Origin of the sequence: Nocardia iowensis (genome assembly GCF_019222765.1) — a bacterium.
Classification (GTDB): Bacteria; Actinomycetota; Actinomycetes; order Mycobacteriales; family Mycobacteriaceae; genus Nocardia; species Nocardia iowensis.
Genome location: NZ_CP078145.1, coordinates 96,340 through 121,968 on the forward strand (window position 1 = coordinate 96,340; position 25,629 = coordinate 121,968).

At 67.8% G+C, this 25,629-nt stretch carries 24 protein-coding genes; 11 read left to right on the forward strand and 13 right to left on the reverse strand.

The genetic code is table 11. The annotated features are described in order from the left end of the window. Together KV110_RS00440 and KV110_RS00445 are read right to left on the reverse strand one after the other, a co-directional pair. A complete protein-coding gene (locus KV110_RS00440; protein ID WP_218472572.1) occupies window positions 1-1,323 on the reverse strand; it encodes an LCP family protein in 1,323 nt (440 codons plus the stop codon). Window positions 1,324-1,579: 256 nt separating this feature from the next. Next, a complete protein-coding gene (locus KV110_RS00445; RefSeq protein WP_218472573.1) occupies window positions 1,580-2,374 on the reverse strand; it encodes a CPBP family intramembrane glutamic endopeptidase in 795 nt (264 codons plus the stop codon). Between KV110_RS00445 and KV110_RS41750 the strand changes: the two genes are divergently transcribed. Continuing rightward, complete coding sequence (locus KV110_RS41750) at window positions 2,373-2,504, forward strand: hypothetical protein (protein WP_281427731.1); 132 nt, start codon at window positions 2,373-2,375, stop codon at window positions 2,502-2,504. The two genes, KV110_RS00445 and KV110_RS41750, sit on opposite strands and share 2 nt — an antisense overlap. A 234-nt stretch (window positions 2,505-2,738) precedes the next feature. Here the strand turns inward: KV110_RS41750 and KV110_RS00450 are convergent, their stop codons facing one another. Then, window positions 2,739-3,506 (reverse strand): DUF2470 domain-containing protein, encoded by a 768-nt coding sequence (locus KV110_RS00450; RefSeq protein ID WP_218472574.1) that lies wholly within the window; start codon window positions 3,504-3,506, stop codon window positions 2,739-2,741. Window positions 3,507-3,676: 170 nt separating this feature from the next. On the opposite strand from KV110_RS00450, the gene KV110_RS00455 reads away from it, so the two are divergent. The 3 genes from KV110_RS00455 (at window position 3,677) to KV110_RS00465 (ending at window position 5,971) form a co-directional block, all read left to right on the forward strand. Further along, entirely contained in the window at window positions 3,677-4,093 is a 417-nt protein-coding gene (locus KV110_RS00455; RefSeq protein ID WP_218472575.1) for a hypothetical protein, read from the forward strand. A gap of 283 nt (window positions 4,094-4,376) precedes the next feature. Continuing rightward, on the forward strand, window positions 4,377-5,291 hold the full coding sequence (gene pheA, locus KV110_RS00460) for a prephenate dehydratase (protein WP_218472576.1): 915 nt from the start codon (window positions 4,377-4,379) through the stop codon (window positions 5,289-5,291). After that, window positions 5,288-5,971, forward strand: coding sequence for a histidine phosphatase family protein (locus KV110_RS00465; RefSeq protein ID WP_246634279.1), 684 nt, complete (start codon window positions 5,288-5,290; stop codon window positions 5,969-5,971). The genes pheA and KV110_RS00465 overlap by 4 nt, the downstream gene beginning before the upstream one ends. Before the next feature lie 429 nt (window positions 5,972-6,400). On the opposite strand, the gene KV110_RS00470 is transcribed toward KV110_RS00465, so the two are convergent. The 6 genes from KV110_RS00470 to KV110_RS00495 all read right to left on the reverse strand — a co-directional run bounded on the left by KV110_RS00470 (window position 6,401) and on the right by KV110_RS00495 (window position 12,195). Then, complete coding sequence (locus KV110_RS00470; RefSeq protein WP_218472577.1) at window positions 6,401-7,231, reverse strand: ESX secretion-associated protein EspG; 831 nt, start codon at window positions 7,229-7,231, stop codon at window positions 6,401-6,403. Further along, a complete protein-coding gene (locus tag KV110_RS00475; RefSeq protein WP_218472578.1) occupies window positions 7,228-8,400 on the reverse strand; it encodes a PPE domain-containing protein in 1,173 nt (390 codons plus the stop codon). Before KV110_RS00475 ends, KV110_RS00470 begins: the two co-directional genes overlap by 4 nt. A gap of 39 nt (window positions 8,401-8,439) precedes the next feature. Next, entirely contained in the window at window positions 8,440-8,760 is a 321-nt protein-coding gene (locus tag KV110_RS00480; RefSeq protein ID WP_218472579.1) for a PE domain-containing protein, read from the reverse strand. A 157-nt stretch (window positions 8,761-8,917) separates the two neighbouring features. Further along, on the reverse strand, window positions 8,918-9,268 hold the full coding sequence (locus KV110_RS00485; RefSeq protein WP_218472580.1) for a metallopeptidase family protein: 351 nt from the start codon (window positions 9,266-9,268) through the stop codon (window positions 8,918-8,920). A gap of 9 nt (window positions 9,269-9,277) precedes the next feature. Next, window positions 9,278-10,417 (reverse strand): septum formation family protein, encoded by a 1,140-nt coding sequence (locus KV110_RS00490; RefSeq protein ID WP_246634280.1) that lies wholly within the window; start codon window positions 10,415-10,417, stop codon window positions 9,278-9,280. A gap of 77 nt (window positions 10,418-10,494) precedes the next feature. Beyond that, on the reverse strand, window positions 10,495-12,195 hold the full coding sequence (locus KV110_RS00495; protein ID WP_246634281.1) for an aldehyde dehydrogenase family protein: 1,701 nt from the start codon (window positions 12,193-12,195) through the stop codon (window positions 10,495-10,497). 92 nt (window positions 12,196-12,287) lie between these two features. Between KV110_RS00495 and serS the strand changes: the two genes are divergently transcribed. The 3 genes from serS to KV110_RS00510 all read left to right on the forward strand — a co-directional run bounded on the left by serS (window position 12,288) and on the right by KV110_RS00510 (window position 17,184). After that, a complete protein-coding gene (serS, locus tag KV110_RS00500) occupies window positions 12,288-13,550 on the forward strand; it encodes a serine--tRNA ligase (RefSeq protein ID WP_218472582.1) in 1,263 nt (420 codons plus the stop codon). 249 nt (window positions 13,551-13,799) lie between these two features. Further along, window positions 13,800-15,665, forward strand: coding sequence for a putative bifunctional diguanylate cyclase/phosphodiesterase (locus KV110_RS00505; protein WP_246634282.1), 1,866 nt, complete (start codon window positions 13,800-13,802; stop codon window positions 15,663-15,665). 145 nt (window positions 15,666-15,810) lie between these two features. Continuing rightward, entirely contained in the window at window positions 15,811-17,184 is a 1,374-nt protein-coding gene (locus KV110_RS00510; RefSeq protein WP_246634283.1) for an MFS transporter, read from the forward strand. 114 nt (window positions 17,185-17,298) lie between these two features. Here KV110_RS00510 and KV110_RS00515 read toward each other — a convergent pair whose 3' ends face one another. Continuing rightward, window positions 17,299-17,943 carry a TetR/AcrR family transcriptional regulator gene (locus KV110_RS00515; protein ID WP_218472583.1) on the reverse strand — a complete coding sequence of 215 codons (645 nt, stop codon included), beginning with the start codon at window positions 17,941-17,943 and terminating at the stop codon, window positions 17,299-17,301. A gap of 113 nt (window positions 17,944-18,056) precedes the next feature. Here KV110_RS00515 and KV110_RS00520 point away from each other — a divergent pair, with 113 nt between their 5' ends. After that, the gene (locus KV110_RS00520) at window positions 18,057-19,310 is read left to right on the forward strand and encodes an oxygenase MpaB family protein (RefSeq protein WP_218472584.1); all 1,254 of its coding nucleotides are present in this window, start codon (window positions 18,057-18,059) and stop codon (window positions 19,308-19,310) included. A gap of 92 nt (window positions 19,311-19,402) precedes the next feature. After that, the gene (locus tag KV110_RS00525; RefSeq protein WP_246634284.1) at window positions 19,403-20,359 is read left to right on the forward strand and encodes a DMT family transporter; all 957 of its coding nucleotides are present in this window, start codon (window positions 19,403-19,405) and stop codon (window positions 20,357-20,359) included. A 154-nt stretch (window positions 20,360-20,513) separates the two neighbouring features. Here the strand turns inward: KV110_RS00525 and KV110_RS00530 are convergent, their stop codons facing one another. Further along, window positions 20,514-22,052: a Rieske 2Fe-2S domain-containing protein gene (locus tag KV110_RS00530; protein ID WP_218472585.1), complete on the reverse strand. Its 1,539-nt coding sequence runs from the start codon at window positions 22,050-22,052 to the stop codon at window positions 20,514-20,516. A gap of 42 nt (window positions 22,053-22,094) precedes the next feature. Then, a complete protein-coding gene (locus KV110_RS00535; protein ID WP_246634285.1) occupies window positions 22,095-22,934 on the reverse strand; it encodes a hypothetical protein in 840 nt (279 codons plus the stop codon). A 229-nt stretch (window positions 22,935-23,163) separates the two neighbouring features. Between KV110_RS00535 and KV110_RS00540 the strand changes: the two genes are divergently transcribed. Beyond that, entirely contained in the window at window positions 23,164-23,910 is a 747-nt protein-coding gene (locus KV110_RS00540; protein ID WP_218472586.1) for a lysophospholipid acyltransferase family protein, read from the forward strand. Between the two features lie 15 nt (window positions 23,911-23,925). Then, the gene (locus KV110_RS00545) at window positions 23,926-24,672 is read left to right on the forward strand and encodes a lysophospholipid acyltransferase family protein (RefSeq protein ID WP_218472587.1); all 747 of its coding nucleotides are present in this window, start codon (window positions 23,926-23,928) and stop codon (window positions 24,670-24,672) included. A gap of 60 nt (window positions 24,673-24,732) precedes the next feature. Here the strand turns inward: KV110_RS00545 and KV110_RS00550 are convergent, their stop codons facing one another. Further along, complete coding sequence (locus tag KV110_RS00550) at window positions 24,733-25,602, reverse strand: AraC family transcriptional regulator (RefSeq protein WP_478356838.1); 870 nt, start codon at window positions 25,600-25,602, stop codon at window positions 24,733-24,735. Window positions 25,603-25,629: the final 27 nt, after the last annotated feature.

The window sequence follows — 25,629 nt, forward strand, 5'->3', positions numbered from 1 at the left end:
CTACCTCGTCAGCAGGTCCTCCGGAATCGGTCGGTCCGAAGCGAGTGCGTCGAAGAACTGGCTCGCCTTGTTCTTGTCCCACACCAGCACGTTGCCGCTGGCGGTATCGTCGAACCCGCCGATCGGCACCGTTGTCGCCACCGTGTCACCGCGCAGCGCCCAGCCGAGCTGCGCGAGATGCCAGATGTGGTCGCCCTTGTCGACCTTCAGCGATTTCACCGTTCCGGTGGCCAGCGGCCACAGCTTGAACGGGTTCACCAAAGTCGCGGTGCTGGTCGCCTTCTTCACCAGGGCGGCCATGAAGATGCGCTGATTGTTCACCCGGTCCAGGTCGGCGAGCGCGGTCGCGCGGGTGCGGACGAAGCCGAGCGCCTCGGGTCCGCTCAGCTTCTGGCAGCCCGCGGGTAGGTTGATCCCGGCCAGCGGATCGTCGATGGGAGCAGGCAGGCAGACATCGATGCCGCCGAGCGCGTCGACGACACCGGCGAAACCGCTGAAGCCGATCTGCGCGTAGTGGTCGATGTGCACGCCGGTTGCGATCTCGACGGTCTGCACCAGCAGTTGCGGCCCGCCGATGGCGAAGGCGGCGTTGAGCTTGTCCCTGCCGTTGCCGGGAATGCTGACGTACGAGTCGCGCGGCAGGCTGACCAGCGTGGTCTTACCCGATTTGGGGACGTGCACCAGCATGATCGTGTCGGTGCGTTCCGGACCGACCTCGCCGCCGGTGGCGAGTTCCTGTTCCTGCTCCGGAGTCAGTCCCGCGCGGCCGTCCGAACCGACGAGCAGCCAGTTGGTGCCCGGCGTATCGCCAACGCGTTCGGCGTAATCGGCTAGAGCGGGGATGCGGGTCAGCGAGCGATCGAGTTGGATGACCGCACCGACCGCGGCCAGCACGAGTACCAGCAGCAAGACCAGGAACCAGCGGAAGTAGTGGCGCTTGCGGCGCGGCCGAGGGGCACGGGCCGGACGTTCGCCGCGCGGGGGACCGGGCGGCGGCGGAGGTGGGGCACCTCGCGACGGTCGCCGCTGCTGCGGTGGCGGACCTTCGCGGTAGGGGACCGGCTGTTGCGTCGGCGCATGGGTCTGCCGTGGTTTGTCGAGTGGCGGCGGCCTGCGGGCGGCGACGTTTTCCGGCGGAACCTGCGAGTACGCGAGCGGTGGCTGTGGACCGCGGCGGCGCAGCACCTGGGTCGGCTCGATGTACGGCGACTGCGGGTCACCGGGCGGACCGGCCCGGTGCGGCCCGGGACGCTGCACCGGCGGCGGGCCGGGCGGCGGCACCCGGCGCATTCGCGCGCGGTACTGGGGGTCGTCGCCATTCATCACTGAGACTCTACTTATCAGTCGTCGTTCGGGGTGCTCGTGCGGCGGATCTGCCTCTACCCGTCATCCCCATTTGCCATGCGTACGTCGAATGCCGTGTACGCCGGTCGTGGTGCCGATCCGTCGGAGCACTCGCTATGAATTCGCCTGTGCTGCGCCGCTGTTATCGCGCGGCGGGGAACAGTTGTGTCACGGGGATTTGTCGGCGGCGGCCGACGGGTATCAGTGCAGGTGAGGCGGTGTACCCCTGCAGGAGTTACGGCAGCCAGGATACGTGTCCGCGCAGGGCGGTATAGCCGAGGTAAGCGACCGTGTCGATGGTGGCGTGGGCGAGAATCAGTGGCCACAGTTTGTTCGTCCGCTGCCAGTAGCGCCCGAAGATCAAGCCCATCACCAGGTTTCCGAGGCCGCCCCCGAGCCCCTGATACAGGTGGTAGCTGCCGCGCAGCAGGGCCGACGCGACCAGCGACGAGTTCTCCGACCAGCCGAGCTTGCGCAGCCGGGTGATCAGGTACGCGACCACGATGATTTCCTCGGCCACCGCGTTCGCGCAGGCGGACAGGATCAACGCGGGCAATCGCCACCAGTGGTCACCGAGCGACGCGGGCACGATCGTCACGCTCACCCCCATCGCGTGTGCGACCAGGTACAGACCGAGACCGGGCAGCCCGATGATGGCCGCGAGAATCAGTCCGGGCAGCACATCCGCGCGCCACCTGAGTCGCGCCGCGAGGCCGATCAACCGCGGCCCGATTCCACTGCGCCACAACAGGTACAGACCGAGCGCCGCCCACCCGACCAGCCGCGCCACACTCAGCAACTGGAACAGCAGATCGATGGTGGACTGCGTCGACCGAGACGGATTCAGCGCGACGGTGCGCCCGCCGACCCCACCCGGCGCCAGCGCACTCTCCACCAACGACAGCGCCGCATTGAGCCCACTCAACCCGAACGTGACCGCCAGCACGACCGCGATCTCGAGCTTGATCCCGAACCGCTCCCGCTCCGTCACCTCGGCCTCGCCCCGCTCGGCCCCGGACTCACCACGCATGAGCTCGAATCTATTGCCCCTGCTCGCCCCCACCACGCGCACCACCCGCGGAGTGCTGAAATCCGCCGTGCCCCGCTGGGCGCAGCAACGCCAGGGCCGCTGGCGCACCGCGCCGGCCGCAGGCAGTTGAACGGTGCTGGCCGACCGCTGCGGTCGCGCGCGACGGGTGCACGCCGGGCCGGTCGAGGCGGACGGGATGGCGGACGGCCGGTCGGACGAATGGGATGGCGGACGCTGGTGGGGCCGTTGAGCCGAGCTGCCCACACCGGTGGTGCCCACAAGTTCGGCGTGCTCAGGTGTGGCGCAAGCCGTTCATCTGCGGTGACATCATCGCCAGAGCGGGAACCACAAGTTCTGGAGCGTGTCAGATGCGGCGCAGGCCGTTGAGGAAGGGACATCCGGCCAGCAGGCGCACTGCGCGGCTGAGGGATTCGATGTCGTCGGCGGGGGCGTTGAACGGGAGGCGGAAGTCGTGGTCGCCGTCGCGGCCTTCGATGCGCAGGGTGAGGCCGTAGCGGTCGATGGCGAGCGGGTGCACGATGCCGTGCTGGAGGCGCGGCGGCAGGTGGCGGGCCAGTTGCGCGACGACGTCCGCGTGGTCGGCGTCCATGTGCTGCAACCAGGCGGATTCCAAGGTGCAGAACGGATCCGGCTGGGCCGATCGCAGTTCGTCGATGCTCACCGATTCGGCGCCGGTCGAGTCGGCGACCACCGCGGAGTTGATCACCAGCCGGAGCAGGGTCGCCGTGTGTCCCACGTCGAGCAGGGCGGGATCCGGGTTTTCCTTGGCGACCTCGCCGGCCAGCGCGCGCTGCGCCTGTGCCGGTACCGCCCGCACCCAGCCGCGCAGCCACACCAGCGCGCGGACCGGCTCGCGCAACGGCAGCGGCGCGTGATCGGTGAGCTCCAGGACCGCCGGTGCGCCCGCGTCCGGGGAGTTCCCCGTCACGATCGCAGCCACCGACGTGGTCGGCACCGCGATCACCGCGTCACCGCACTGACGCACGTGATGCACCGAGACGGGCGTCGGATCGATGCCCGGCAGCGCGAGCACCGCCTGTTCCGCGTGCGCGCACGCACTGCGCACCCGCTCAGCGGTGGACGGTGCGACGGTGGGTGTCGGACGCGGCATACAAACCTCCGTGGTCGGGCCCTGTTCGCCTCGCTCGGCGCTCGATTAGGTTACCCTAAGCTAAGTGACGAGAAGAACAAGCGCAAGCGTTCACACCACCTTGATCCTGAGAATTCGCCACCCATTGCACGGCTGAACCCCACAGCGCCCCCGCTTGTTACGGTGGATCGGTGGCGCACGCAGCGGAACCAGCCGGAGAACCGGTACTCATAGCGTTGACGACCCCCGCCCGGCGCAGCATCGTCGACGGCCTCCTGCGCCCCCCGAACCCCAGCAATTCCGCGCCCATCCTCGACGCCGACGCGCCGGACCAACACATCGCGGACTTCCTCGCAGGCATCGTCCACGCCGACACCGGCTTCATCGCCCGCACCTCCTCAGGCGAGCGCGCCCTGGCCATCGTCGCCGCCACCGCCGCCGCCCTCTGCGGCGAAGACATCCACACCGCCCTGACCACCCCCGACATCGCCTTCCTGAACTCCCTGAAACCGCCTGCGATAGAAGCCCTCCGCACCGTCCTCCTCGCCATCGAAACCGACAACGTGGACGAACTGACCTGTGGTTTGAACCCCCTAGCCCACAGCTAATTTGAGCCGAGGTGTGCCCTCGTGGCGTGGAGTCACCTGATTGCCGCGCAGCAGAGGGGACGCGGCTGCCTCGGGTCGGCGGAGTGGGGTGGTGCCTCCGAGACGGGATGGCTACGTGGACTCCGGCCCGCGCCAAAGCGGCAGTCGGCTAGGCAATGCCGCCCCGCGAGGATTGGTTCGTCAGCGGGCCGAAGCAAACGGCGGGCGCTGAAATGTGGGGTGGAGCGGGGGAGGCGGGTTAATACCGGGGGCGCCGGTCGCGGACGCAAGTAAGGTCGTAACCGTGCCGCGAATCGCGTACTTCGGGCCTTCCGGAACCTTCACCGAGATGGCCCTTGCCGAACTCGAATCCTCGGGGGCCTTCGAAGGGGCCGTCGAGCGCGTTGCCGCGCCCAGTCAAGGGGCCGCGCTCGAATTGATCCGGTCCGGGGACGTCGAGGGGGCGGTGGTGCCGATCGAGAGTTCGGTCGAGGGCTCGATCTCCGCGACCCTCGATTCCCTTGCCATCGGCCCGCGGCTGCAGATCGTGGCGGAAACCGAGCTGGAGGTGACCTTCACGATTCTGGGTCGCCCTGGCACCAGCCTGGCCGATGTGCGCTCGCTGGCCGCGTACCCGGTGGCCGCCGCCCAGGTGCGGGAATGGGTGTCGCGGGAGCTGCCGCACGCACAGCCCTACACCTCGGCGTCGAATGCCGCCGCGGCCGAGGATGTGGTGGCGGGCAAGGCCGATGCCGCGGTCTCCACCGCGTTGGCCGGTGCGCGGCTCGGGCTGGCGGCGTTAGCGTCCGGTGTGGCCGACCACGAGCAGGCGATCACCCGTTTCGTGCTGGTCACCCGACCGCGCGTGGCGCCATCGGCGACCGGTGCGGATCGCACCTCGATCGTGCTGGAGCTGCCGAACGAGCCCGGCTCCCTGATGCGCGCGTTCGCCGAGTTCGCTACCCGCGGCATCGATTTGACCAGGATCGAATCCCGGCCCACCCGTACGGGCATGGGCACCTATCGCTTTTATCTCGACTGCGTGGGGCACATCGACGACACAGCGGTCGCCGAGGCGCTCAAGGCATTGCATCGCACCGCACGGATCCGCTTCCTCGGCTCGTGGCCCGCGACCTCGGCGACCGGCACGCCGCCGCCATCGGACGAAGCCGCCGTGGAGTGGCTGACCCAGCTTCGAAAGGGGGTAGCGGACCTGTGACCGAGGGAAAAATCGGCCCGGGCAAGTTGGTTCTCGTCCGGCACGGGGAGACCGAAGGCAACGTCGCGAAACTCCTCGACACCCAGGTTCCTGGCTTGCCGCTCACCGAACGTGGTGCGGCACAGGCGAAGACGTTCGGCGAAACGCTGCTCAACCCGCCGCGGGTCCTGTTCTGCTCCGCCGCGCTGCGGGCCCGGCAGACCGCCTCCTACATCGAGGCCGCAACCGGCGTGCCCGCCACCGTGCTCGACAACCTGCACGAGGTGCAGGTCGGCGACCTGGAAGGGCAGCACAGCGAAGAGGCACACGGCTACTTCCAGCGGGTCTACCGGGCCTGGCACAACGGCGACCTGGACCAGCGGATCCCCGGCGGCGAATCCGGCCAAGACGTGCTCGACCGTTTCCTACCCGTCATCGAAGAACTCCGCGACACCTACCTCGCTCCCGAGTCGAGCACCGGCGACGTCCTACTGGTCAACCACGGCGCCGCCATGCGCCTCGTCTCCCGCTTCCTCGCCGACGTGCTCCCGCCCTTCACCACCAACAACCACCTGGACAACACCGAAACCATCGAACTGGTCCCCCTCCCCGACGGCACCTGGGACTGCACCCGCTGGGGCCGCTTCACCCCACCCTTCGGCTACGACGTAGCCCCCACCTCCGACGACCCCATGGGCTAGCACCAACCCATCCCGCCCCACCCCAAGCGACCCTCAGCGCGCGAGTGCACCGCCGGTGGCCCAGCCAGCCCTCTATCTGCTTCGCGCAGTTGATCTCACAGAGCGTGCCGACCCCTCACAGGGCGTAGGCCCTCTGTGTGCCTTACAAAGACTCTGTGAGATCGAAAGGCCCCGCCAGCCAAGGTCTCAGCCTCCGCGCGACCACTCGAGCCCGTCCCGAAAGTCTCCACTCACCATCGTTCACCTACCACGGCCAACCCTGAAAGGTGTAGCTACCGAAGGTGTTCCCTGATAATGCTGGGCACGTCGGGTGCCGTACCCGATTTTCTCTTCCGCAGCTTGGTAGCCGATGTGAGAGTTCCAGCGTCCTCGACTGGCTGTGGTTGCCTTGCAAGAGCTCTTCGGAGAAGGCGGGCGCCGAGGCCGGTACTAAACCTGTTCAGGCTTGCGCGGAAACTCTTCCCGCTCCGGCAACCCACTGATCAGATCCTGCAACGCCGTTCGCAACCGTGCCGTCGTTCCGGTGCTGAGTGACGTCCACTTCACGCCGTCGTCGGACTTGCTCGCGGTGGCGATGAAGCGTCCCGCACGCGTGTTGAACACGGCGATGTGGTTGTCGGTGACGTCGCGGGTGCCGTCGCCGTACACCACGCCGACTATCTCGGCGTGCGAGTGGATCTGCACCATGGCCGAGGCAAGGGTTTGCGCGTCGCGCGGCGGGGTGCCGACCTTGGCCAGCCGGGTGGCGGTCGCGGCCGCGTCGCCGGTGTCGTCGAAGATCGGGACCAGTTGCTCGGTCGGCGCGTTCATGCCGGTCAGATCGAGTGGCTCGGCTGGGCCGAGTGCCGCGATCAACGGGCCGGGCAGGTCGTCCTCGGCCTCGTCGATCACGTAGGACTGCGGCCCGCGCAGAGCGACGGTGACAAGATCGTCGCCCTTCGCGAGACACATGCGGCTCGCGTGACCTTCTACGAACAGCCGTAGTGCGACCACCCAGTGTGGTCGGTACAGCGCGCGCAGGCGGTCTTCGAGTTCCTGGTGGACCATGTCACCGATCAGGAGTTCCCGATCGGTGAGTGACTGAGCGGCCACGGCCATCGCCGCATCGTGATCGGTCACGTTGTCATATTGCCCGCGTGCGTCCAGCACGACGGGCACCTCGTCGATCTCCAGCTTCTCCAGGAGAAACTGCATCTCGTCGAGCGACAGCACAACCGACGCGAGCATCGACGGGCCGCGGCCCGCACCCAGCACCGTCACTTAGCCGTCCCGATGGGGTCCGCGCCGATCACACCGTCGGCGGCGTAGCGGCCGTCGTTGAAGTACTCGGTCGAGCGCAGGTAGTCCTGGCTCTTGTGCTCGGACTCGTCGTCCTCGTCGCGAACCTGGTTGCCCAGCAACGGACTACCCGGCGTGCTGGTGCCGCGCACGGGCGCCGCACTGGACTGGTTGACCGAGACGTTCTCCACGACCGGAGCGGCGGCGGGCGCGCCGCCCGGCGTCCCGGCGCCCCAGCCGTCGGGAAGCTTGAGCGAGCCGTTGCCGACCGACACCGAGGCACCGGGGCCGAACGACGCGGACCGCGTTGCCGCCGATGCGGCCGCGGACGCGAGGCCGGCACCGCCGACCATGGCAGCCGGTGCCGCACTGGTGATTCCGGGTGCCGCCGCGGAGGTGACGGCCGCGACCGCCTGCGAACCGATGGTGCCCACCGTGGACACACCGGTGGTCGCCACCGAACCCGCGATATTCGCCGCCTGCGTCGCGGCGCCGACCACGGCGGGGTTGTTCACGAACGCACCTGCCGCCGCGATCGCGGACTGCACCGGATCGGCGTTGGCACTCTGGAACGTCTGATCGGCCTGACCCGCATCAGCGGTGCCCGCACCTTTGGCGATCGTGGGCGGGTTGACGAACTCGCCGGGCGTCACCACCATCGCGCTGGTTGCCGCCTCGTAGGTCTCCATGGTCAGCGCGGCGCGCAGGTCGAGCGCGGCCTTGGCCGCCTCGGCGATTTCCGAGGTGCCGTTCAGCACGCCGCCGGTCGAGTGCGCCGCGACCCGCGCCGCGTTGACGGCCGCGATCTCCGGGAGGCTCGGCATGGCCAGCGAGGCAACGGTGTACGCGATCGCGTTGGACGCCGCCTTGGAGCCCATGGTGGCCGCCATTACACCCTGCTGCTCGGCCCAGCCGATGAAGCCGGTGAGCTTGGACAGTGCCGAGATGCCGTTGATGCCCTGCATGCCGACACCCAGCTCCGCCATGACGCGGGCGACGGTCGCGGTGGCGTCGACCCAGGCCGCGGTCAGCCCGCCCCACGCGGTGGCGGCGGCCGAGATGGGCACGGCGTGCGCGCCCGAGTTCAGCGCGATGGAATTTCCCTCTGCCATACGGGGCAGCCAGAACACCCCGGTGATTCCTGCGGTCATGCTTTCTCCCCTTGCTTGTTTTTGCTATGCCCGCAGGCGTTAAACGATTGTCGAGCCGACGGCGTTGATGCCGGTAGCCCGGACGACATCCTCCCCGACATGGGTGATGAGCTGGCTGCGCAGCGTTGCGGCGGCGTGGTGCAGTTCCAGGATCCCCTGAGCGACTGCCTGGTCGTGCGTCATCGCGGCCCTGTTGAGGTGGTTCGCGGCATGCAACGAAACCTCATCGATGCCGGACGGGACGACGTGCGTCGCGGGCGCGGTCACCGCGGCGGCAGCGGCGAGCCGTTCGGCGAGTAGATCCAGCTCGGCGGCAGCAGCAAGGACGACTTCGGGTTGTACTAGGACGTGGCCAACCATGACTCGACTCCTTCTAGTGGCGGCTATGGGGCGGAACCACGAGAATTCCCCCTTCGAGTGATAGGACGCGACAGCCAGGCCATCGGTTCCATCGAATCCCCAAGTTTCTTCCGATCTCACCCCAACTGCAACCGCACTCATACAGCTGGAGTAAAGACTAGCCCCATCCCAGCTGATGTAGACGGTCTTCGTCAATCCCGAAATAGTGTGCGATCTCATGGATCACGGTGATTGCCACCTCTTCCACCACTTCGCTCTCGTCAGCGCAGATGGCGAGGATGGCATCGCGATAGATCGTCACGGTGTCCGGCAGCGCCCCGCCGTAGTGGCTGTCGCGTTCGGTAAGTGCGATTCCTTGATACAGCCCGAGCAAATGTGGATCCTTCGGATTGCTCGGTTCGATCAGCACCACGACATTATCGATGGCCTGCGCCAGCTCCGGCGGAATCTGATCGAGCGCATCACCGACCAATTCCTCGAACCGGTCCTCGGACATGGAGACCGACATCGTCGCGGTCTACCTCGGCTGGGGCTGCGGCGGCAGCGGCGCCGCACCGGGCAGCGGAGTCGGTGTCGAACGACCGGTGTTCGGCGGCGGCACCGGCGCTTGGCCGTCGATCAGGATGTCTCCCCGCGCGGAACCGGTGATCGGCGCGAACCCTTCCCGGTCCGCCCCCTTTCCGATCATGCAGTCCAGTTTGCGACTGCCCGCCAGCCAGCTTCGCGCGTCCAGATAGTCGAAGAACAGCGTCAGCGTCTTGTTACGCACCACATCCGGCCCGCCGAGGTAATCCGCCGCGGTCCGCGCGCACTCTTCCTCGACGAACTTGTCCTGCTCCTCCTTGGCGGGCGGCCCGCCCTGGAACCGCTGGCTCAGGTCGATGGTGGAAACGATCTCGACCGCGTGCGCCTGCGCGCAATCCACCGGGTCGGTGGGCAGGTTCTGGTTGATGCCGAGGCACACGCCGGGCCCGTACACCTTCGACTGATCATGTTCGGCGGCGCTGCCCACCGAGGGCGGCGTGCCCGCGCTCGCCGCGTACTGCAACCCGCAGCGCAGGGTGCGGTCGCCGTGCTGCCAGCCGTCGGGGCTCGGGTACATCAACCCGACGATGTAGCGCCCGCGCGGATCGAACTTCCCGCCCAGGTACTGCTGCACCGCGGGGACGCAGTGCTCTTCCTTCAGCTCGGTGAGCCGCAGCGAGTCGGGGAACCGGGACCCGGGCCCGAATTCCTTGCCCGGGTACTTGCTCATGTCGACGTCCGCCGCGACCTCGAACATGTGCTTGCTTTCGCAGCGCACCTTGACCAGATCCGAGTGGTCCGGCTTGGACCAGCTCAGACAGTCACCCTTGACCGCGGTGCCGAACTCCCGGTCGACCACCGGCGCGCTCGGCGAGCCGGGATTGTGCGCCTCGAGTTTCTTGTCGGTTTCGAACCCGGTCACGAACAGCGTCACCAAGGCGGCGATCACCGCACCCGCGGCCACCAGCAGCAGCCCCCAGCGCAGGGTCGGCGCGGGCAGGGCCGTGTCGCCGGTGAATACGCCCCGAACCGTGTCGTACACACGCCGCACCGAACCGGTGCGCGACGGCATACCGCGTTTGGGTAGCCGGCTCGACGGCTCGGGCTCGGGTGCACGATCGGAGGGGGACATCGCGATCCATCATGGCAGTCTCCGAGCCGCGGTGCCACGACCCGTTCCGACCTGCGGTTTTCGCCGGAGCCGTGCGGTTAACCGCGGAGCGCCGAGAGGAAGATGCCGGGGATCCGGGCCGGATTGCGGCTGGCGTAGAACTCGGTCAGCTTGCGTGCGGTCGTCGCCGCGGCGGCATTGCCGACGAACCATGGCGGCTTCGGTGACAATGCCGGCTCGCCGTGCAGCACCGAGCGCGGCGCGGGCCGGAACGGTCCGTGCACCACCGTGCGCTCCACATCGGCGAGCAGGAAAGCGTTGTGCACCACACCGATTCCGCTCTGCACGTCGTCGAGGGTGTGGCCGGGGAACGCACCCCACGCGGCGCGCGGGGCGAGGAAGGCGAGCCCGGTCCACGCGTTCACCGCGATCGCGCCGTAGCGCAGCCGCTCGATGGCGCGGTCGAAGGCGATGCCGAGCCTGCGGATGGTTCTCGGATGGGCGAGCACATTGGCGCCGAGCGTTCCGGTGAGTTCGGCATTCGCGAAATCGACCGCCCGCTGCAGGAATTCGCCCCCTTCGTAGGGCAGTTCGACCACGCCGAGCACCGGCGAGAAGTATTCGGTACGCAACAGCGGTGTGTCGGTGAGCGGCAGCTGCTCGATCAGCACCCGACCCGCACCGACCTGGTCGGCATCGGGATAGGCCGCCAGCGCATCCGCGACCCGCGCTTCGCTGCCCGGGTAATACGCGGCCCGCCGCGGCGCGTTCGTGAGCGCCGTGCGCAGCTCGGCAAGGAACCTGTCCTTGCGATCCCATTCCTTGCTCACCACCACCGCCTGCGCGGCGATGCAGTTGTATCCGCCGTTGTGCAGCCGCTGGGTCGCCACGTGTTCGGCCTGGTAGCGCAGGTCCGCGTCGGACCAGTCGCCGGGCACAACGATGGTCGGCGACACCCCGCCGAGCTCGCTGGTGATCGGCTTGCTCAGCAGCGGGCGCTTGTCCTTCTTCCGTTCCAGCCCTTCCGGGCCCGGTCCCCAGACGATCGTGTCGTGGGTGTGCGCGCTGCCGGTCATGTGCACGTGTGCGACGTCGGGGTGGTGCACCAGGTAGCGGCCCGTGTCCGCGCCACCGGTCACGATCCGCAGCACACCGAGCCGGCACAGCGGCGCGAACACCATCTCGAACACCGTGAAGAGCGGATCGGTGATCGGGTTCAGCTTCAGCACTACAACCCGGTTGTGCGCATACAGCTCGTAGAGCAGGTCCAGCGGTGGAATCGAGGTGATATTGCCTGCCCCGAGCACCACGCCGATCCCGCCGGTCGCGCTCGGATCGAGCTGAGCGAGCCCGGCCCGCCGCCGCGCGGTATCGGCGTCGACACCGGGACGCAACCACACCTCGCCGTGAAAACCGTTGAGCAGCAGCCGGTCATAGGTATCCACCGGCAGAATCGGCACCGCGACGCGATTGCCGGGCGCCTCCTGCACCGCGACACCGTCGAGTGGGCTGCGCCCGTTCTCCAACGCGGTCAACGTCGCGGCGAGCGCGGTCGTGGCCTGCAGCACGGCCAGTGGCCCGGACATCCATTCCTCGCCGACCAGCGGCGAGTCCTCGTCCAGTCCCTTGATGGTCTGCGCGGCCCGCACCCAGTCGCCGGCGAAGCGCCCGGTTCGGGTGTGGATGTCGTCGAGCAGCTCACGGCGGCGGCGCAGCGGGGTCTGGGCCCACACCTTCTCGCCCGCGGTCAGCTCGGCCAGTGCGTCGTCGATAGCTGATTCGTCGAAAGTCGTACCCACAAGCCAACTATGCGCGCGCCGACGGCCGCGTGGCCCGCATCCTGGGATATCGGCGTGAAACGGCAATACCCGGACCATTAGGCTGAGTGCCCATGATCGACCTCCGATTCCTGCGGGACAACCCCGACGCGGTCCGCGCCTCGCAGCGCGCCCGTGGCGAAGACCCCGCCCTCGTCGACGCCCTGCTAGAGGCGGACGCGGCCCGCCGCGCGGCGGTGGCCACCGCCGACAACCTGCGCGCCGAGCACAAGGCGATGGGCAAGCTGATCGGTAAGGCGAGCAAAGACGAGCGCTCCGCGCTGCTCGCGCAGGCGCAGGAGATGTCGGTCAAGGTCAAGGAGGCCGAGGCCGCGCAGAGCGCCGCCGACGCTGACCTGGATGCCGCGCACCGCGCCATCTCGAACGTGGTGCAGGACGGCGCGCCCGCGGGCGGCGAGGCCGACTATGTCGTGCTGGAAACCATCGGCACGCCACCGGAATTCGACTTCGAGCCGAAGGATCACCTGGAACTCGGTGAATCGCTCGGCCTGATCGACATGGAACGCGGTGCGAAGGTCTCCGGCGCCCGTTTCTACTTCATGACCGGCTACGGCGCACTGCTGCAGCTCGGTCTGCTGCAGCTGGCGGCGCAGAAAGCGGTGGCCAACGGCTTCACCATGATGATTCCGCCGGTGCTGGTGCGCCCGGAGATCATGGCGGGCACCGGGTTCCTCGGCCAGCACGCCGCGGAGGTCTACCGCCTCGCCGAGGAAGACCTGTACCTGGTCGGCACCTCGGAGGTGCCGCTGGCCGGTTACCACTCGGACGAGATCCTCGACCTGAGCAACGGCCCGAAGCGGTACGCGGGCTGGTCATCGTGCTTCCGGCGCGAGGCGGGCAGCTACGGCAAGGACACCCGCGGCATCATCCGGGTGCACCAGTTCGACAAGGTCGAGATGTTCGTCTTCACCACCCCCGAGCAGGCCGACGCCGAGCACAAGCGGCTGCTGGGCTGGGAGCAGGACATGCTCGCGGCCATCGAGGTGCCGTATCGGGTCATCGACGTCGCCGCAGGCGATCTCGGCAGCTCGGCCGCGCGCAAGTTCGACTGCGAGGCATGGGTGCCGACCCAGCAGACCTACCGGGAACTCACCTCGACCTCGAACTGCACCACCTTCCAGGCCCGTCGCCTCGCCGTGCGCTACCGCGACGAGAACGGAAAGCCCCAGATCGCAGCCACTTTGAACGGCACGCTGGCGACCACCCGCTGGATCGTGGCGATTCTGGAGAACCATCAGCAGGCCGACGGGTCCGTGCGCGTGCCCGCCGCGCTGGTGCCGTTCGTCGGTACCGAGGTCCTGACACCGCCGCGGTAGGCCTTCGCTTCGGCCGCGTTTTCCTCCGGCACCGCATCCGGCGGTGGGCGGACATCCGCGCGTCCGAAGCACCCGCGCTTCGCCTGTGGACAAGGTGCGGTGCTGCCCGCGAATGTCGAATGTGGGCACCCGTGGCCAAGTCGCGTTGGCAACCCGAATGTTTCGCGCTGGTGAATAGCTAACGGTTCGCCATGCCGGATTCACGGGATGTGGCAACCGCCGGGATTTGTTGTGTCTAGGCTATTCCCCGTGCGAGGAATCGGGGCGCGCGGCGATACCCGAACCCGGGTGCGGGCGGCATCGGCGCTGGCGACAGCTATGGTCATGGCTCGGACCACCGGGGCGTTCTACGTCATGGGTGGTGTGCTGGGTCTGCTGATTACTGCGATCGCCCCGGGCGACGAAGGTAATCGGCCACTGGTCGGCACGGCTGCGGCGATTGCGCTGGCGCTCGGGCTCACCCTGCTCGCCTGGGGGCCCAGACTGCCGCACTCTGTGCACCACGGGTACGTCGCCGTCGCGACGGTGCTGGTGACGATCGCGGTCTACGCCTTCCCGAACACCGTCGGCGCCATCAGCCTCGCGGCGTTCTATGTGTTCGTCGCCTGTGACGCCGCACTGTTCTTCGCCTGGTCGCAGGCCGCCGCGCACATCACCTTCGCCATGGCGTTGTGCATGTGGGTGCTCCCCGCGCGACCCGTGCATCCCGCCTTGCCGTGGTGGTCCGGGTTGATCCCGGCCGGCGTGACCTTCGGCGTCGGCGTGGTCGTCGGCATCCTGACCAGGATGGCGTCCGAAGCCGACATCGACGTGCTGACCGGGCTTTTGAACCGGCGCGGCTTCGATCGCGCGCTCAACTCGGCGATCGAGCAGGCGACCCGCACCGGCCAGGGACTCGCACTGGTGCTGGTCGATCTCGACCGCTTCCAGAAGATCAACGATCACCTCGGCCACCGCGCGGGCGACGCCGTGTTGCAGCGGGTCGCCGACACCTGGTCGAAACTGCTTGCGCCGGACCAGCGGCTGGCCCGCTACGGCGGTGACGCGTTCGCGATGCTGTTGCCGAACACCACCGAGCAGGCCGCCATTTTGCTGACCGAGCAACTACGCGCCGCGGTCACCACCGGCTGTTCCGCGGGCGTGACCTCATGGCAGCCAGGCGAATCCGGCTCGCTGCTGGTGAGTCGCGCGGACGTCGGGCTGTACCGGGCCAAGCAGGCCGGACGCAACCGGACGGTGCTCGAGTCGTCGCGGCAACTCCCGCTTGCGGTGGAGTTGCGCGAAGCCATCGACCGCGGCCTGCTCGACGTGCACTACCAGCCGATCGTCAGCCTCAGCGAGGGCGGCGGCAAGGCGGTCGGGGTGGAGGCGCTGCTGCGCTGGTCGTCGAGTGCGCAGCCGGATGTCACCACCGAGGGACTGATCCGGGTCGCCGAGGAATACGATCTCATCTCCGATCTGGACGAGCTGGTGTTGCGCCGGGCCTGTGCCGACGCGGCCCGGCTGCAGGAGACCTTCGCCCAGCTCGATCTGACGCTGAACGTCAACGTCAGCGGCTTGGAACTGGCCGAAGCGGGCTATGCCGACCGGGTCGCGAACATCCTCGCCAGCACCGGCTGGCCGGCCGAACAACTGGTACTCGAGGTGACCGAGAGCGAACTGGCCGCCGAATCGCACACCGCCATCGCGAACCTGCACACGCTGCGCGACCGAGGCGTGCGCATCGCCATCGACGACTTCGGCACCGGATACTCCTCGCTCAGCAGGCTGGCCACGCTGCCGAGCGACATCCTCAAGGTCGACCAGTCCTTCGTCGCCGCGATCCGCTCCGACTCCCCGGCACCGCCGCTGCTCGGCGTGATCGCGGCGTTGAGCAGCGCACTCGACCTCCAAGTGATCGCCGAGGGCGTGGAAACCGAATACCAGGCCGCGGTGCTCACCGAGCTCGGCTTCGCCCTCGCCCAGGGCTATCACTACAGCGACTCGCACCCGGTCGCGGACCTGATCAGCGACCTCAACGAGAACCACGGCCGGGTCGGCCCAGGCGCCGCGGACCGGGAGCTCGACGACGGCGATTCCAGGCACGCCGCAAATGGCTGGCTGCCGCTCGGATAAACGCTTGACGCCGCCCGCGCGGCTGCGCATGCTGATCCACATGCGCTTGCTCATCTACGCCTATTGATCTGTCAGACGGCTGTTCACCCGGCTGACGGGTAACACCGGCACAGTTCACTCGCTGCGTTCCCTCACGGTTCGCGCGGTGCTCTTTAAGAGCATCGGCGACCTGATTCCGTTCTACGGGCTCTACTCCCTGCTGTTCGCCGATCACGGGCTGAGCACCGGGCAGATTTCCTCGCTGTTCGCAATCTGGTCGACCACCGCGTTCCTGCTCGAGGTGCCCTCCGGTGCCTGGGCGGACACGGTATCGCGGCGCGCTCTGCTGATCCTCAGTGGTGTCCTGCTGACGGGCGGATTCGCCCTGTGGACGCTTGCCCCGACCTATCTCGGCTTCGCCCTCGGATTCGTACTGTGGGGCACGGCAGGCGCTTTGGTGTCCGGCACCTTCGAGGCACTCCTCTACGACGACCTCGTCGCCCGCGGCGAGCAGGGCGCCTACGCCCGCATCCTCGGCTACACCCGGGCTGCCTCGGAAACCGCCATCGTCGTCGGCATCGTTGCCGGTACGCCGCTGTACCTCTGGGGCGGGTACGCGCTGATCGGTTGGAGCAGTGTGGGTTTCGCCGCGTTGCACACGGTGATCGCGATGTCGTTGCCCAGTGCGCCGAAGGCGGTATCCGCCGTGGACGTCGATGAGTTGGAAGAGGTTGCAGGGGAGGGCGATTCGTTCCTGTCGACGGGGCACGGAGCTGCCGGAGTCGGCTCCTCGGCCATGTCGCGAGAAGCCGTCTCGGCGTGCGACCACGCACTATCCACCGGTTTCCATGGCCAGTTGAGCGGCCCCTCCGGCCCGGTGACCGGGTCCGGCCCGTTCGATCGATACCTCAGCATGTTGAAAACCGGTGTTGCGGAAGCGATTCGAGTGCGAGCGGTGCGCAATGGTGTGTTCCTCGGTGCGTTGCTGTTCGGCATCACGGCCTTCGACGAGTACTTCGCGCTGCTCGCCGAGTCGGTAGGGGTGGCGACGGCGGTGGTGCCGCTGCTCGTCGGCCTGACCGTGCTCGGCTCCCTGGTGGGCTCGGTGCTGGCCGGTCGCACCGAGCGCATGTCCGCTCGCACCATGGCGATCGCCGTCGGCATCGGCGCGATCCTGTTCCTCGGTGGTGCCATGATCGCAGGTCTGGCCGCCCACCGTTCCAGCGCCGTCTATGTGCTCACCACCCTCGGATTCACCGCGATCGGCATCTCCTACGGCATCGTCTACAACGCCGGTGTAGTCGCCGGAGCCCGCCTCCAGGACGCGATCGAGGGCCAGGCCCGAGCCACCGTCACCTCGGTATCCGGCCTACTCGGCGAGGTCGTCTCCCTCGCCGTATTCGCCTTCGCCGCCCTGGCCACCCTCTGGTGGTCGATGCCCACCATCCTCGCCCTACTAGGCGCCACCATGCTCCCGATCGCCCTGTTGACCCCCTCCTGGCTACCCCCGAGAGCCGCCGAGTCGGCGGACCAGAAGTAACAACGCCCCTGCCTACCGCCGCCCAAACCACCCCAGCCGTCCGACCGGCCGAGCGGGACACCACGGAGCCGTTTCTCGGTCAACGCCGCAGTGATGTCGGTGGCCAAGGCGGAGCTAGGCGAGGGGGACGCCGATGAGATGGCTTGCGGTGAGGAGGAATTGGTCGGTGGAGCGGTCGATGAGGGTGGCGCGGGTGATGGGGAGGGTGCCGGTCAGCCAGCTGTTGGTGGTTTCCCAGAGGCCGCCGAGGAGGTGGGTTGCGGCGAATTCGGCTTGGTCGCCGGCACTTTCGACGATGTCGGCGCCCACCTCGTCGGCGCATACCGCCATCATGATGCCCGCGAAGGAGCGCATCACTTCGGCTCGGCGCATCAGCAGCGCCGGGTTCAGTTGCGCTTCGACGGTGGCGATGCGTGCCTTGCGCGGGTCGTCGGCGATCAGGTCGATGGCGGCGGCGATGGCGGCCCTGGTCTTGGCGCGGATGTCGGTGGGTGTCGTGACGAACGCGGTGACCGCCGCCTGGCCGATCTCGTCGACGATCCGATCGAACACTTCGCTGAACACTGTGTCGAGATCGCCGAAGCTCTCGTAGTAGTACCGCTCGGACAGCTTGGCCTCGGTGCACAGTCTTGAGACGGTCAGCTTGGCGAAACCCGAGGTGCCGATGATTTCCTGCGCGGCGTCGAGGAGTGCGGCGCGACGGCGCGCCCTGCGCTGCTCGATCGGTACGCCGCCGTAGGACCGCGAGGTGGTAGCCATCCGAGTCATTCTGGCATACATCCTTGCCAGATATCTGATTTTGTGGGACGGTCTTGTCAGAATGTGCTCGACGTCGAGCCGACCGCGAACCTCGATCCGATGGGCGAAGTGCAATGGCGCATGACAACCAGAAACTCCCCACTCCGCAGTTGTTCACGGAGTTTCCCTTCAAGTACGCCGTGCCGGTGATGGCGCCGGGCGACCTGAGCTGCACCGCCGCGCAGCGCGATTCGTTCCGCCGGTTCACCCAGGTGGGTGATCCGCTCGCGGACGAGATGGTCGCGATGTTCAAGCGACTGCCCGTCGGCGAGGGCCGCCGCATGTTCGAGGTCGCGGTCGAACGCGGCATCGACGCCGTGCCCGACGCACCGCCGGAGTTGACCGCGTTCTTCGCACAGGTGGAGGCGGACCCGTACTGGCTGGACCGCGCCAAGATCGACCGTGGCGCCCGCGTCGTCGGCCGCACCAGCGTCTGGGGTGGCATCGCGATGGGCATGTTCGCCCTGATGGGCGGCTATCTCGCTTCCCGCGCGGACAAGACCCTGGTCGGCACCGGCGACCTCGACGCGATGGCACCGCGCAGGCTCGCCGAAACCACCCAGTGGTGGTTGGACGTGACGACACCCGGCGGCCTGGACCGCAATGCCGTCGGCTACAAGAGTGTGCTGCGGGTGCGGTTGATGCACGCGCTGGTGCGGGCGGGCATGAACCGGCGCCCCGACTGGGACTACGAGGCCTGGGACCATCCGGTCAACCAGGTGCTCACCGTCGGCACCCTCGGCCTGTTCTCCATGGCGAATCTCGTCGGCGCGCAAGCGCTCGGCCTGCAATTCTCGGCCAAGGAGAAGGACGCGGTGTTCCAGCTCTGGCGCTACGTCGGCTTCCTGCTCGGCGTCGACCCGGAGATCCTGCCGACCTGTGAGACCGACACTTGGCGCGCCTTCTGGATTCTCGCCGACACCGAATTCATCCCCGACGCGGACTCCCAGCGCCTGGCTCAGGCCCTCATCCCCGCCGCGGGTGGCCTGTTCGTCGGCGACGACACCGCGCCGCAGCGCGCGGTTCGCCGGGTGATCACCAGCTACATGGTCGCGTACAGCCGAATCATTCTCGGTCCGAGCAACGCCGACTTCCTCGGTCTCCCCGACAGCCGGTTCTTCCAGAGCGCGGTCATGGCCACCGCCGTGGTCAACGGCGCCCTCGAGCTACCGCGCCGAATCCTCCCCGGCGCCACCCGCTTCCACGAGAACCTCGGTGCCCGCATCCGCACCCGCCTGGTCCGCGGCTCCATCGCCCGCAACGGTGGCGACCGCACCTACGCCCGCCACGACACCTACGCCACCCGCCCCGCCCTCCGCGCAGGCTGACCTACCCCAGCCGAGGGCACTCTGCCTGCGAGACTCGCGTCGGACGCGGCGCGCGAGCGGTGGTACGAGATCGCGACGGTACCGTGCCGGGTGTGGACGTGCGGGTGCGGTGGGGGCTGGTGTTCGGGTTCGGCATCGGTGCCGGGGTGGCGGTGCAGGGCCGGATCAACGGCGCGCTGGGGGCCCGGCTGCATGATGGAATCGCCGCCGCCACCATCAGTTTCGGCTCCGGTCTGCTGATCCTCGTTATCGCGTTCTTGCTGAGCAGCCGTCTTCGGGATGGTGTGGTGCGGGTGCGCAGCGCGTTGGCTGCGGGCACGCTCCGCCCGTGGCAGCTGCTCGGTGGGCTGTGTGGCGCCTTCTTCGTCGCCTGTCAAGGTCTGACCGTTGTCGCGATCGGCGTCACCGCCTTCACCGTCGCCACGGTCGCGGGTCAACTGCTGAGCAGCCTGGTGGTCGATCGACTCGGCTTGGCCCCCAACGGCCGTACGCCGGTTACCGCATTGCGATTGGGCGGTGCCGCTCTCGCCGTGCTCGCGGTGCTGCTCGCCGGAGCGGGACGTTCGGACGCACCGGCCGGCGCCCTCTCGGTGCCCGACGCGCTGCGCGGCGCACCGACCGCGCTGCTCATCGTCCTGCCCGCTCTGGCAGGCATCGGCCTGGCCTGGCAGCAGGCGGTCAACGGCCGCGTCGGTGCGGTCGGCGGCTCGCTGTCCGCCACCTTGGTGAACTTCTGCGTCGGCCTCGTCGCACTGCTCCTGGTGGAGGCTGCCGTACTGATCGGCACCGGCTGGCCCGCCGAATTCCCCACCCAGCCTTGGCTCTACCTCGGCGGCCTCATCGGCGTCGCCTTCATCGCCCTCGCCGCCATCACCGTCCGCTGGATCGGCGTACTCCTACTCGGCCTCACCTCAGTAGCCGGCCAACTCCTGATGTCCATCGCCCTGGACATCGCCACCCCCACCAGCGCGGGCTTGTCCGCCCCTGCGGTAGCAGGCAGCATCCTGACCCTCGCCGCCGTCGCGATAGCCACTCGTTCACGCCCCTGACCAGCGCTGCCGTCCGCAACCCATCGTGCCGCGGCACGGGTGGGATCGGGGATGCCGAGCTGCGCAAGCCCACCGCACTGCGGTAGCCCGCGTGGCACTTGCCGTCGAGCAAGCCTCCCCGTCGACGAACCCGCCTCCGGGCGGGTCCGATGGCTCAGGTCAGCTTGCGGGCGCGCAGTTCATGCCCCTTGGACGTTTTGCAGCGGCCGGATTCCAGATCCCACTGCCAACCGTGCAGGTTGCAGGTGAGGGTGTTTCCCTCCACCACACCGAATTTCGACAAGTCCGCCTTGAGGTGCGGGCAGCGGCGCTGCACTTCCCATCCGGACAATTCGGTCGAGGCGGAATCGTCGTGCGCCTCGGCGAACCATCCGTCGGCGTACGCGATCCGCTCATCGGTGAGGCATTTGAAGAACGTGTAGAGGAATTCGTTGTAACCGCCGATCCGCCACGCCTGGAAACGGGTGGACAGGAAGATCGTGTTCACCCAGTCGGGCTCGTTGTCCCGCAACACGGTGCGCACCAATTCGGGGGCGATGCGGAAACCGTAGCGGTACTTGCCTTCTCCCTCGATGGGCCCGCGCACCACCCGCTTGGGGAAGTCGAGCACCACGGTCTCGTCGCCGAGTACCAGGCCGACCGGGTAGCCGATGCCGTCGCAGATCAGATCGCTCTGCGCCATGATCGGCTCGAACAGCGCCTTCAACGGTTCCAGCAGTGGCTCGTCACCGGTTGCCCAGGAAGCCTTTTCGGCCGCCAACACCGGTGCCATCCGCTGCGCCATCAGCTCGATGTATTCGGCCTTGTTGTCGTAGATCAACCCCGGCTCGAACGGATGGCTCAGCGTCAGTTCGCCACCACGCAGGTCGGCGACCGAGCCGGGGATCATCAGGATCCCGCCCTCGTTGCCGTGGATCTTCATCTGTTCCAGGAACACCATCTGGTCCGGGAAGATGTTGCCCTCGTCGCCGTGGTCGTCGTTGAGGTAGCGCAGCTCGTCGTCGAGGAACACCGGCGGTCCCGCCGACGGCACCACCCAGGTGGCCCCGACCTGCTCGATATAACTACGGCACCGGTCCATTCCGCGCTGCCGCTTCTGCTTACCGAAGTTCGACTTGGTCCGGCTCGGGATGTCGTAGACCATCGGGTACCAGATCGCGCCCGAGTACTGCAGCAGATGGATGTCGATGTGGCCGAACGCGTCGTGCAGCACATCCATGTCCACCGGCCGGGCGTCATTCATGTTGAAACAGGTGGTCTCCCCGTCGGAGACGACCAGCCCGGAGTCGCCGATCGGACCGTCGGCGGGCGCGCGCAACGCGATGATCATGATGTCGAGCTCGGCGCCCCGACCGGTGATGGTGTGCTTGACCGAGTCCTCGGTCTCGAAGAACTTGTGGAAGCCGAGCTTCTCCAGCTCTCGCTTGAGATCCGGCACCGGGTAGTCCGGCAGCAGCACCGTCGCGTCCTTGTTGACGTGCGCAGCCAGGTTCACCGCGTCGAAGTGGTCACGGTGCAGGTGCGAGACGTACAGGAAGTCGCAATTGCCCAGCTCGTCCCAGTCCAGCTGGGAGTTGTCGGGGAACGGGAACCACGAACCGAAGTACGCGGGGTTCACCCAGGGATCGCAAAGGATCGTCCCGGCCGCGGTGCGGATGTGGAATCCGGCGTGTCCGACGCTGGTGATCTGCACGAGCTGCTCCTCCTGACCGTTACCAGCCATCCAGGGTAGTTGTTAGGCGGAAACGTCGCCGATGCAGTAGCCCTGTGCCCCGGCGGTCAGGGTGAAGGTGCGGGTCTGGGTCACTCCCGACGAGTTGGTCACCGGGACCTTGACCGCGACGTAGTCCTCGCGCAACCGCTCGGAACGGATTTCCTGATCGGCGAACGAGGTGGCGCCGGTCAGCTTGCCCGGATTGTTGGCCAGCGGGGCGGGGATCACCTTGCCGGTGCCGGTGGGATCCCAGGTCGCCGGTGACGGCTTGCAGACCAGGGGATAAGCGCCTTCCTTGTCGGCCGCATCGAGTGGCCTGCCGACGAACCTGGCCAGGTAGCGGCGCACGGTGTGCCTGGCGTCGGCCTCGTTGTACTCGATATCGGCGCCCGCCGACGCTACCCGGGGGCACGCGTAGCCGCTGTCCATGGCGGTGCGCTCGACGGCAACCGTGGTGGTCCGGTTCTTCCAGGTGACGCTGTCCTGCGTGGCGGTGCCCGGCTGGGCGAGGGCGGCCAGAATGGCTTCCTCGTCGCTGTACATCTCGGCCACGTTCCTCGGCGCGATGGTCCAGCATTTGGCCTGCAGTTGAGTGATGGTGCTGGTCTTCAGGTCGTCGGCCCAGCGCTGTACGGCGGCGGGCAACTCTGCGACGACGCCGACCGGGGGTACGGCGGCCGACGGCGTCGCGCTGTCCTGAGTGGTCGGGACAGCGGCGGGTGGGGTCTTGGTCGCCGCCGTGGCCCGCACCGGTTCGTCGTTCGGGATGCCGACCGCGGAGTCACAACCGGCGAGGGCGAACGCGCCGATCACGGCAACGCCGCCGATCAATGCGCGCCGGGCCGATCGCGCACCACGCATCGTCTGTTCGTCCGAGTCTGGTGTTGTCCGGCCGAGCTGTGCTGCCCGATGGCGATCCCGCGGCGTTTTCCGGTCGCGGCCACGCGGTTTCGGACGGGGGCGTTCCACTTCGACGATCCTCTTCTCTACAGCGTTGGGCGGTCCGATCGGGCCGTCCCGCGCCCGGTGTGGCGCACAAACAGGCGGCGCACTGCCGGATGGGACAGTCAGCGACTACGCTAGCGGAATTGTGGAACCCGTCTACCGGACGATCATCGGCCTGGCCCGAGCCGTCTTCTTCGTCGAAGGTCTGAAGTTCACCGTCAAGGGCGATGAACATATCCCCGCGCGGGGTGGTGCCGTGCTCGCGGTGAACCACACCGGATATATGGATTTCACCTATGCGGGTCTACCGGTGCGCACTCCCAAGCGCAACATCCGGTTCATGGCCAAGAAGGAAGTCTTCGACGACAAGATTTCCGGCCCGATCATGCGCGCGCTCAAGCACATTCCGGTCGACCGGGGTGCGGGCGCCGACTCCTACCAGGCGGCGGTCGAGTACCTGCGGCGCGGTGAGCTCGTCGGCGTGTACCCCGAGGCGACCATCAGCCGCAGCTTCGAGATCAAGGAATTCAAATCCGGCGCGGCGCGCATGGCAATAGAGGCGGACGTGCCGATCATCCCGATCGTCATCTGGGGCGCGCAGCGGGTGTGGACCAAGGGTTTCCCGAAGCGTCTGGGTCGCACCAACACTCCGATCTCCATCGCGGTCGGCGAACCGATCCAGCCGTTCGAACCACCGTCGGAGTTGACTGCCAAGCTGCGCTCGACCATGCAGAAGATGTTGCTGGACCTGCAGCAGGACTACGTGCACGAACCAGGCGCGTACTGGGTACCGGCCCGGCTCGGCGGCAGCGCTCCTACCCTGGAGGAGGCCGACGCGCTCGACGCCGCCGAGGCCGCGGAAAAGGCCGCGCGAAAGAAGACGGCCACGTAGTAGCGGAGAGTTCGAATGGCGCGGGAACCGGTTTACGACATTCTCACCGGCTTGGTCCGCACCATTTTCCTGGTGCAGGGGCTGCGGATCGATATCGCGGGCCAGCACCGGATCCCGCGCTCCGGCGGCGCTGTGCTGGCCGTGAATCACACCGCGTACCTGGACTTCATGGAGGTCGGACTGGTCGGGCGCAAGTCCGGCCGCAATGTCCGATACATGATGAAGGCCGAGCTCGAGCACGGCATCGTCGGCTTTCTGATGAAGCACTGCAAGGCAATCGGAGTGGACCGCACCGCGGGCGCCGAATCCTACAGTCGCGCGGTGCAAGCGCTGCGCGACGGCGAACTCGTCGTTGTCTATCCCGAAGCGACCATCAGCCGCAGCTTCGAGCTGAAGGAATTCAAGTCCGGCGCCGCCCGCATGGCGATCGAGGCCGGAGTTCCGATCATTCCCGTGGTCATCTGGGGCGCCCACCGCGTCTGGACCAAGGACATCCCGAAAAAGCTCGGCCGCCATAAGTTTCCGATCAACATCCGCATCGGCGAACCCATCCCACCGGCCGAAGCCCCCGACGCCCTCACCACCACCCTGCGCACGCACATGAGCGACCTCCTCACCCAGGCCCAACGGGACTACCCCATGGAGCCCGGCGCCCGCTGGGTCCCTGCCCGACTCGGCGGCACCGCCCCCACTCTCGCCGAAGCCGCCATCCTGGAACAGGAAGAACTGGCCCGCCGCCGAGCCAAACGCCAGAACCCGTAGGCGGTCACCGTTACTCGGCCGCGAGTGCGGCATCGGCCGAGGTGGGCCGCCACTCGCGAGCTAGATGCGGTCTAGCGGGCGGCAAGGGGTTGGGGTGGGGAGGGTGCCACGCAGGAAGGAAGTCGGCGGGACGCCCATGAGGGTGCGAAAGTCGGCGGTCATGTGGGATTGGTCGAAATAGCCGTTGTCGGCGGCGAGTTGGGCAAGTGAAAGTGGTGGAGTTTCCGTGCGGGCGTGATGCTTTGGGCTGTCGGGTTGGCCCCACGCGATGGTTTCGGCTTGGGCCAGGACTCGCCGCACGCGATCGATCCGCGCAAAGTGCTTGGGGGAGACGCCGACTCCCGCTGTGAACAGGTTACGGAGTTGCCGTTCGCTGACGGCGAGGTCGGCGGCCAGGCTTTGCACCGAGCGGCCGGCCGGGTCCGACGAAATCGTGAGCACCGCCGAGCGGAGCAGGTCACGTTGGGCACGTTGCGTCGCGTCCTCGGAAATACGCTGCGGCAGAACGTTTTCCAGGAACGGAAAAACCTCGTCGGCGTCCAGGTCCGCCAGCTCATCGGCGAGATCGGCCACCGCGCCGGGTAGTTCGGCGAGGCGGACCACGCGATCGGTGAGCACGGACGCGGGAACACCGAGCAGTGGCCGGGCGGAACCGGGGGCCAGACGCAACCGGGTGCAACCCGCGGGTTTGCTCGGATGGGCGTAGAACGCCTTGGTCTGCGGACCGATGACGAGCGCGTCGCGTGCGCCCGGTACATCGGCGCGCAGCACGATCGTGATTTCGGCCTGGGGGAGGTGGGTGAATGATTCGGACAGATCACGCACGGTCGGCACCCACCCGAATTCGGTGAGCCAGGGCCGCAACGATTCCGGCGCGGGTACCGTCGCTTCGACGAGATCGGCGGTCACGACTGGCGCCGGACGCAGCATGGTGGTCACCGGATCCACAGTAAGCAT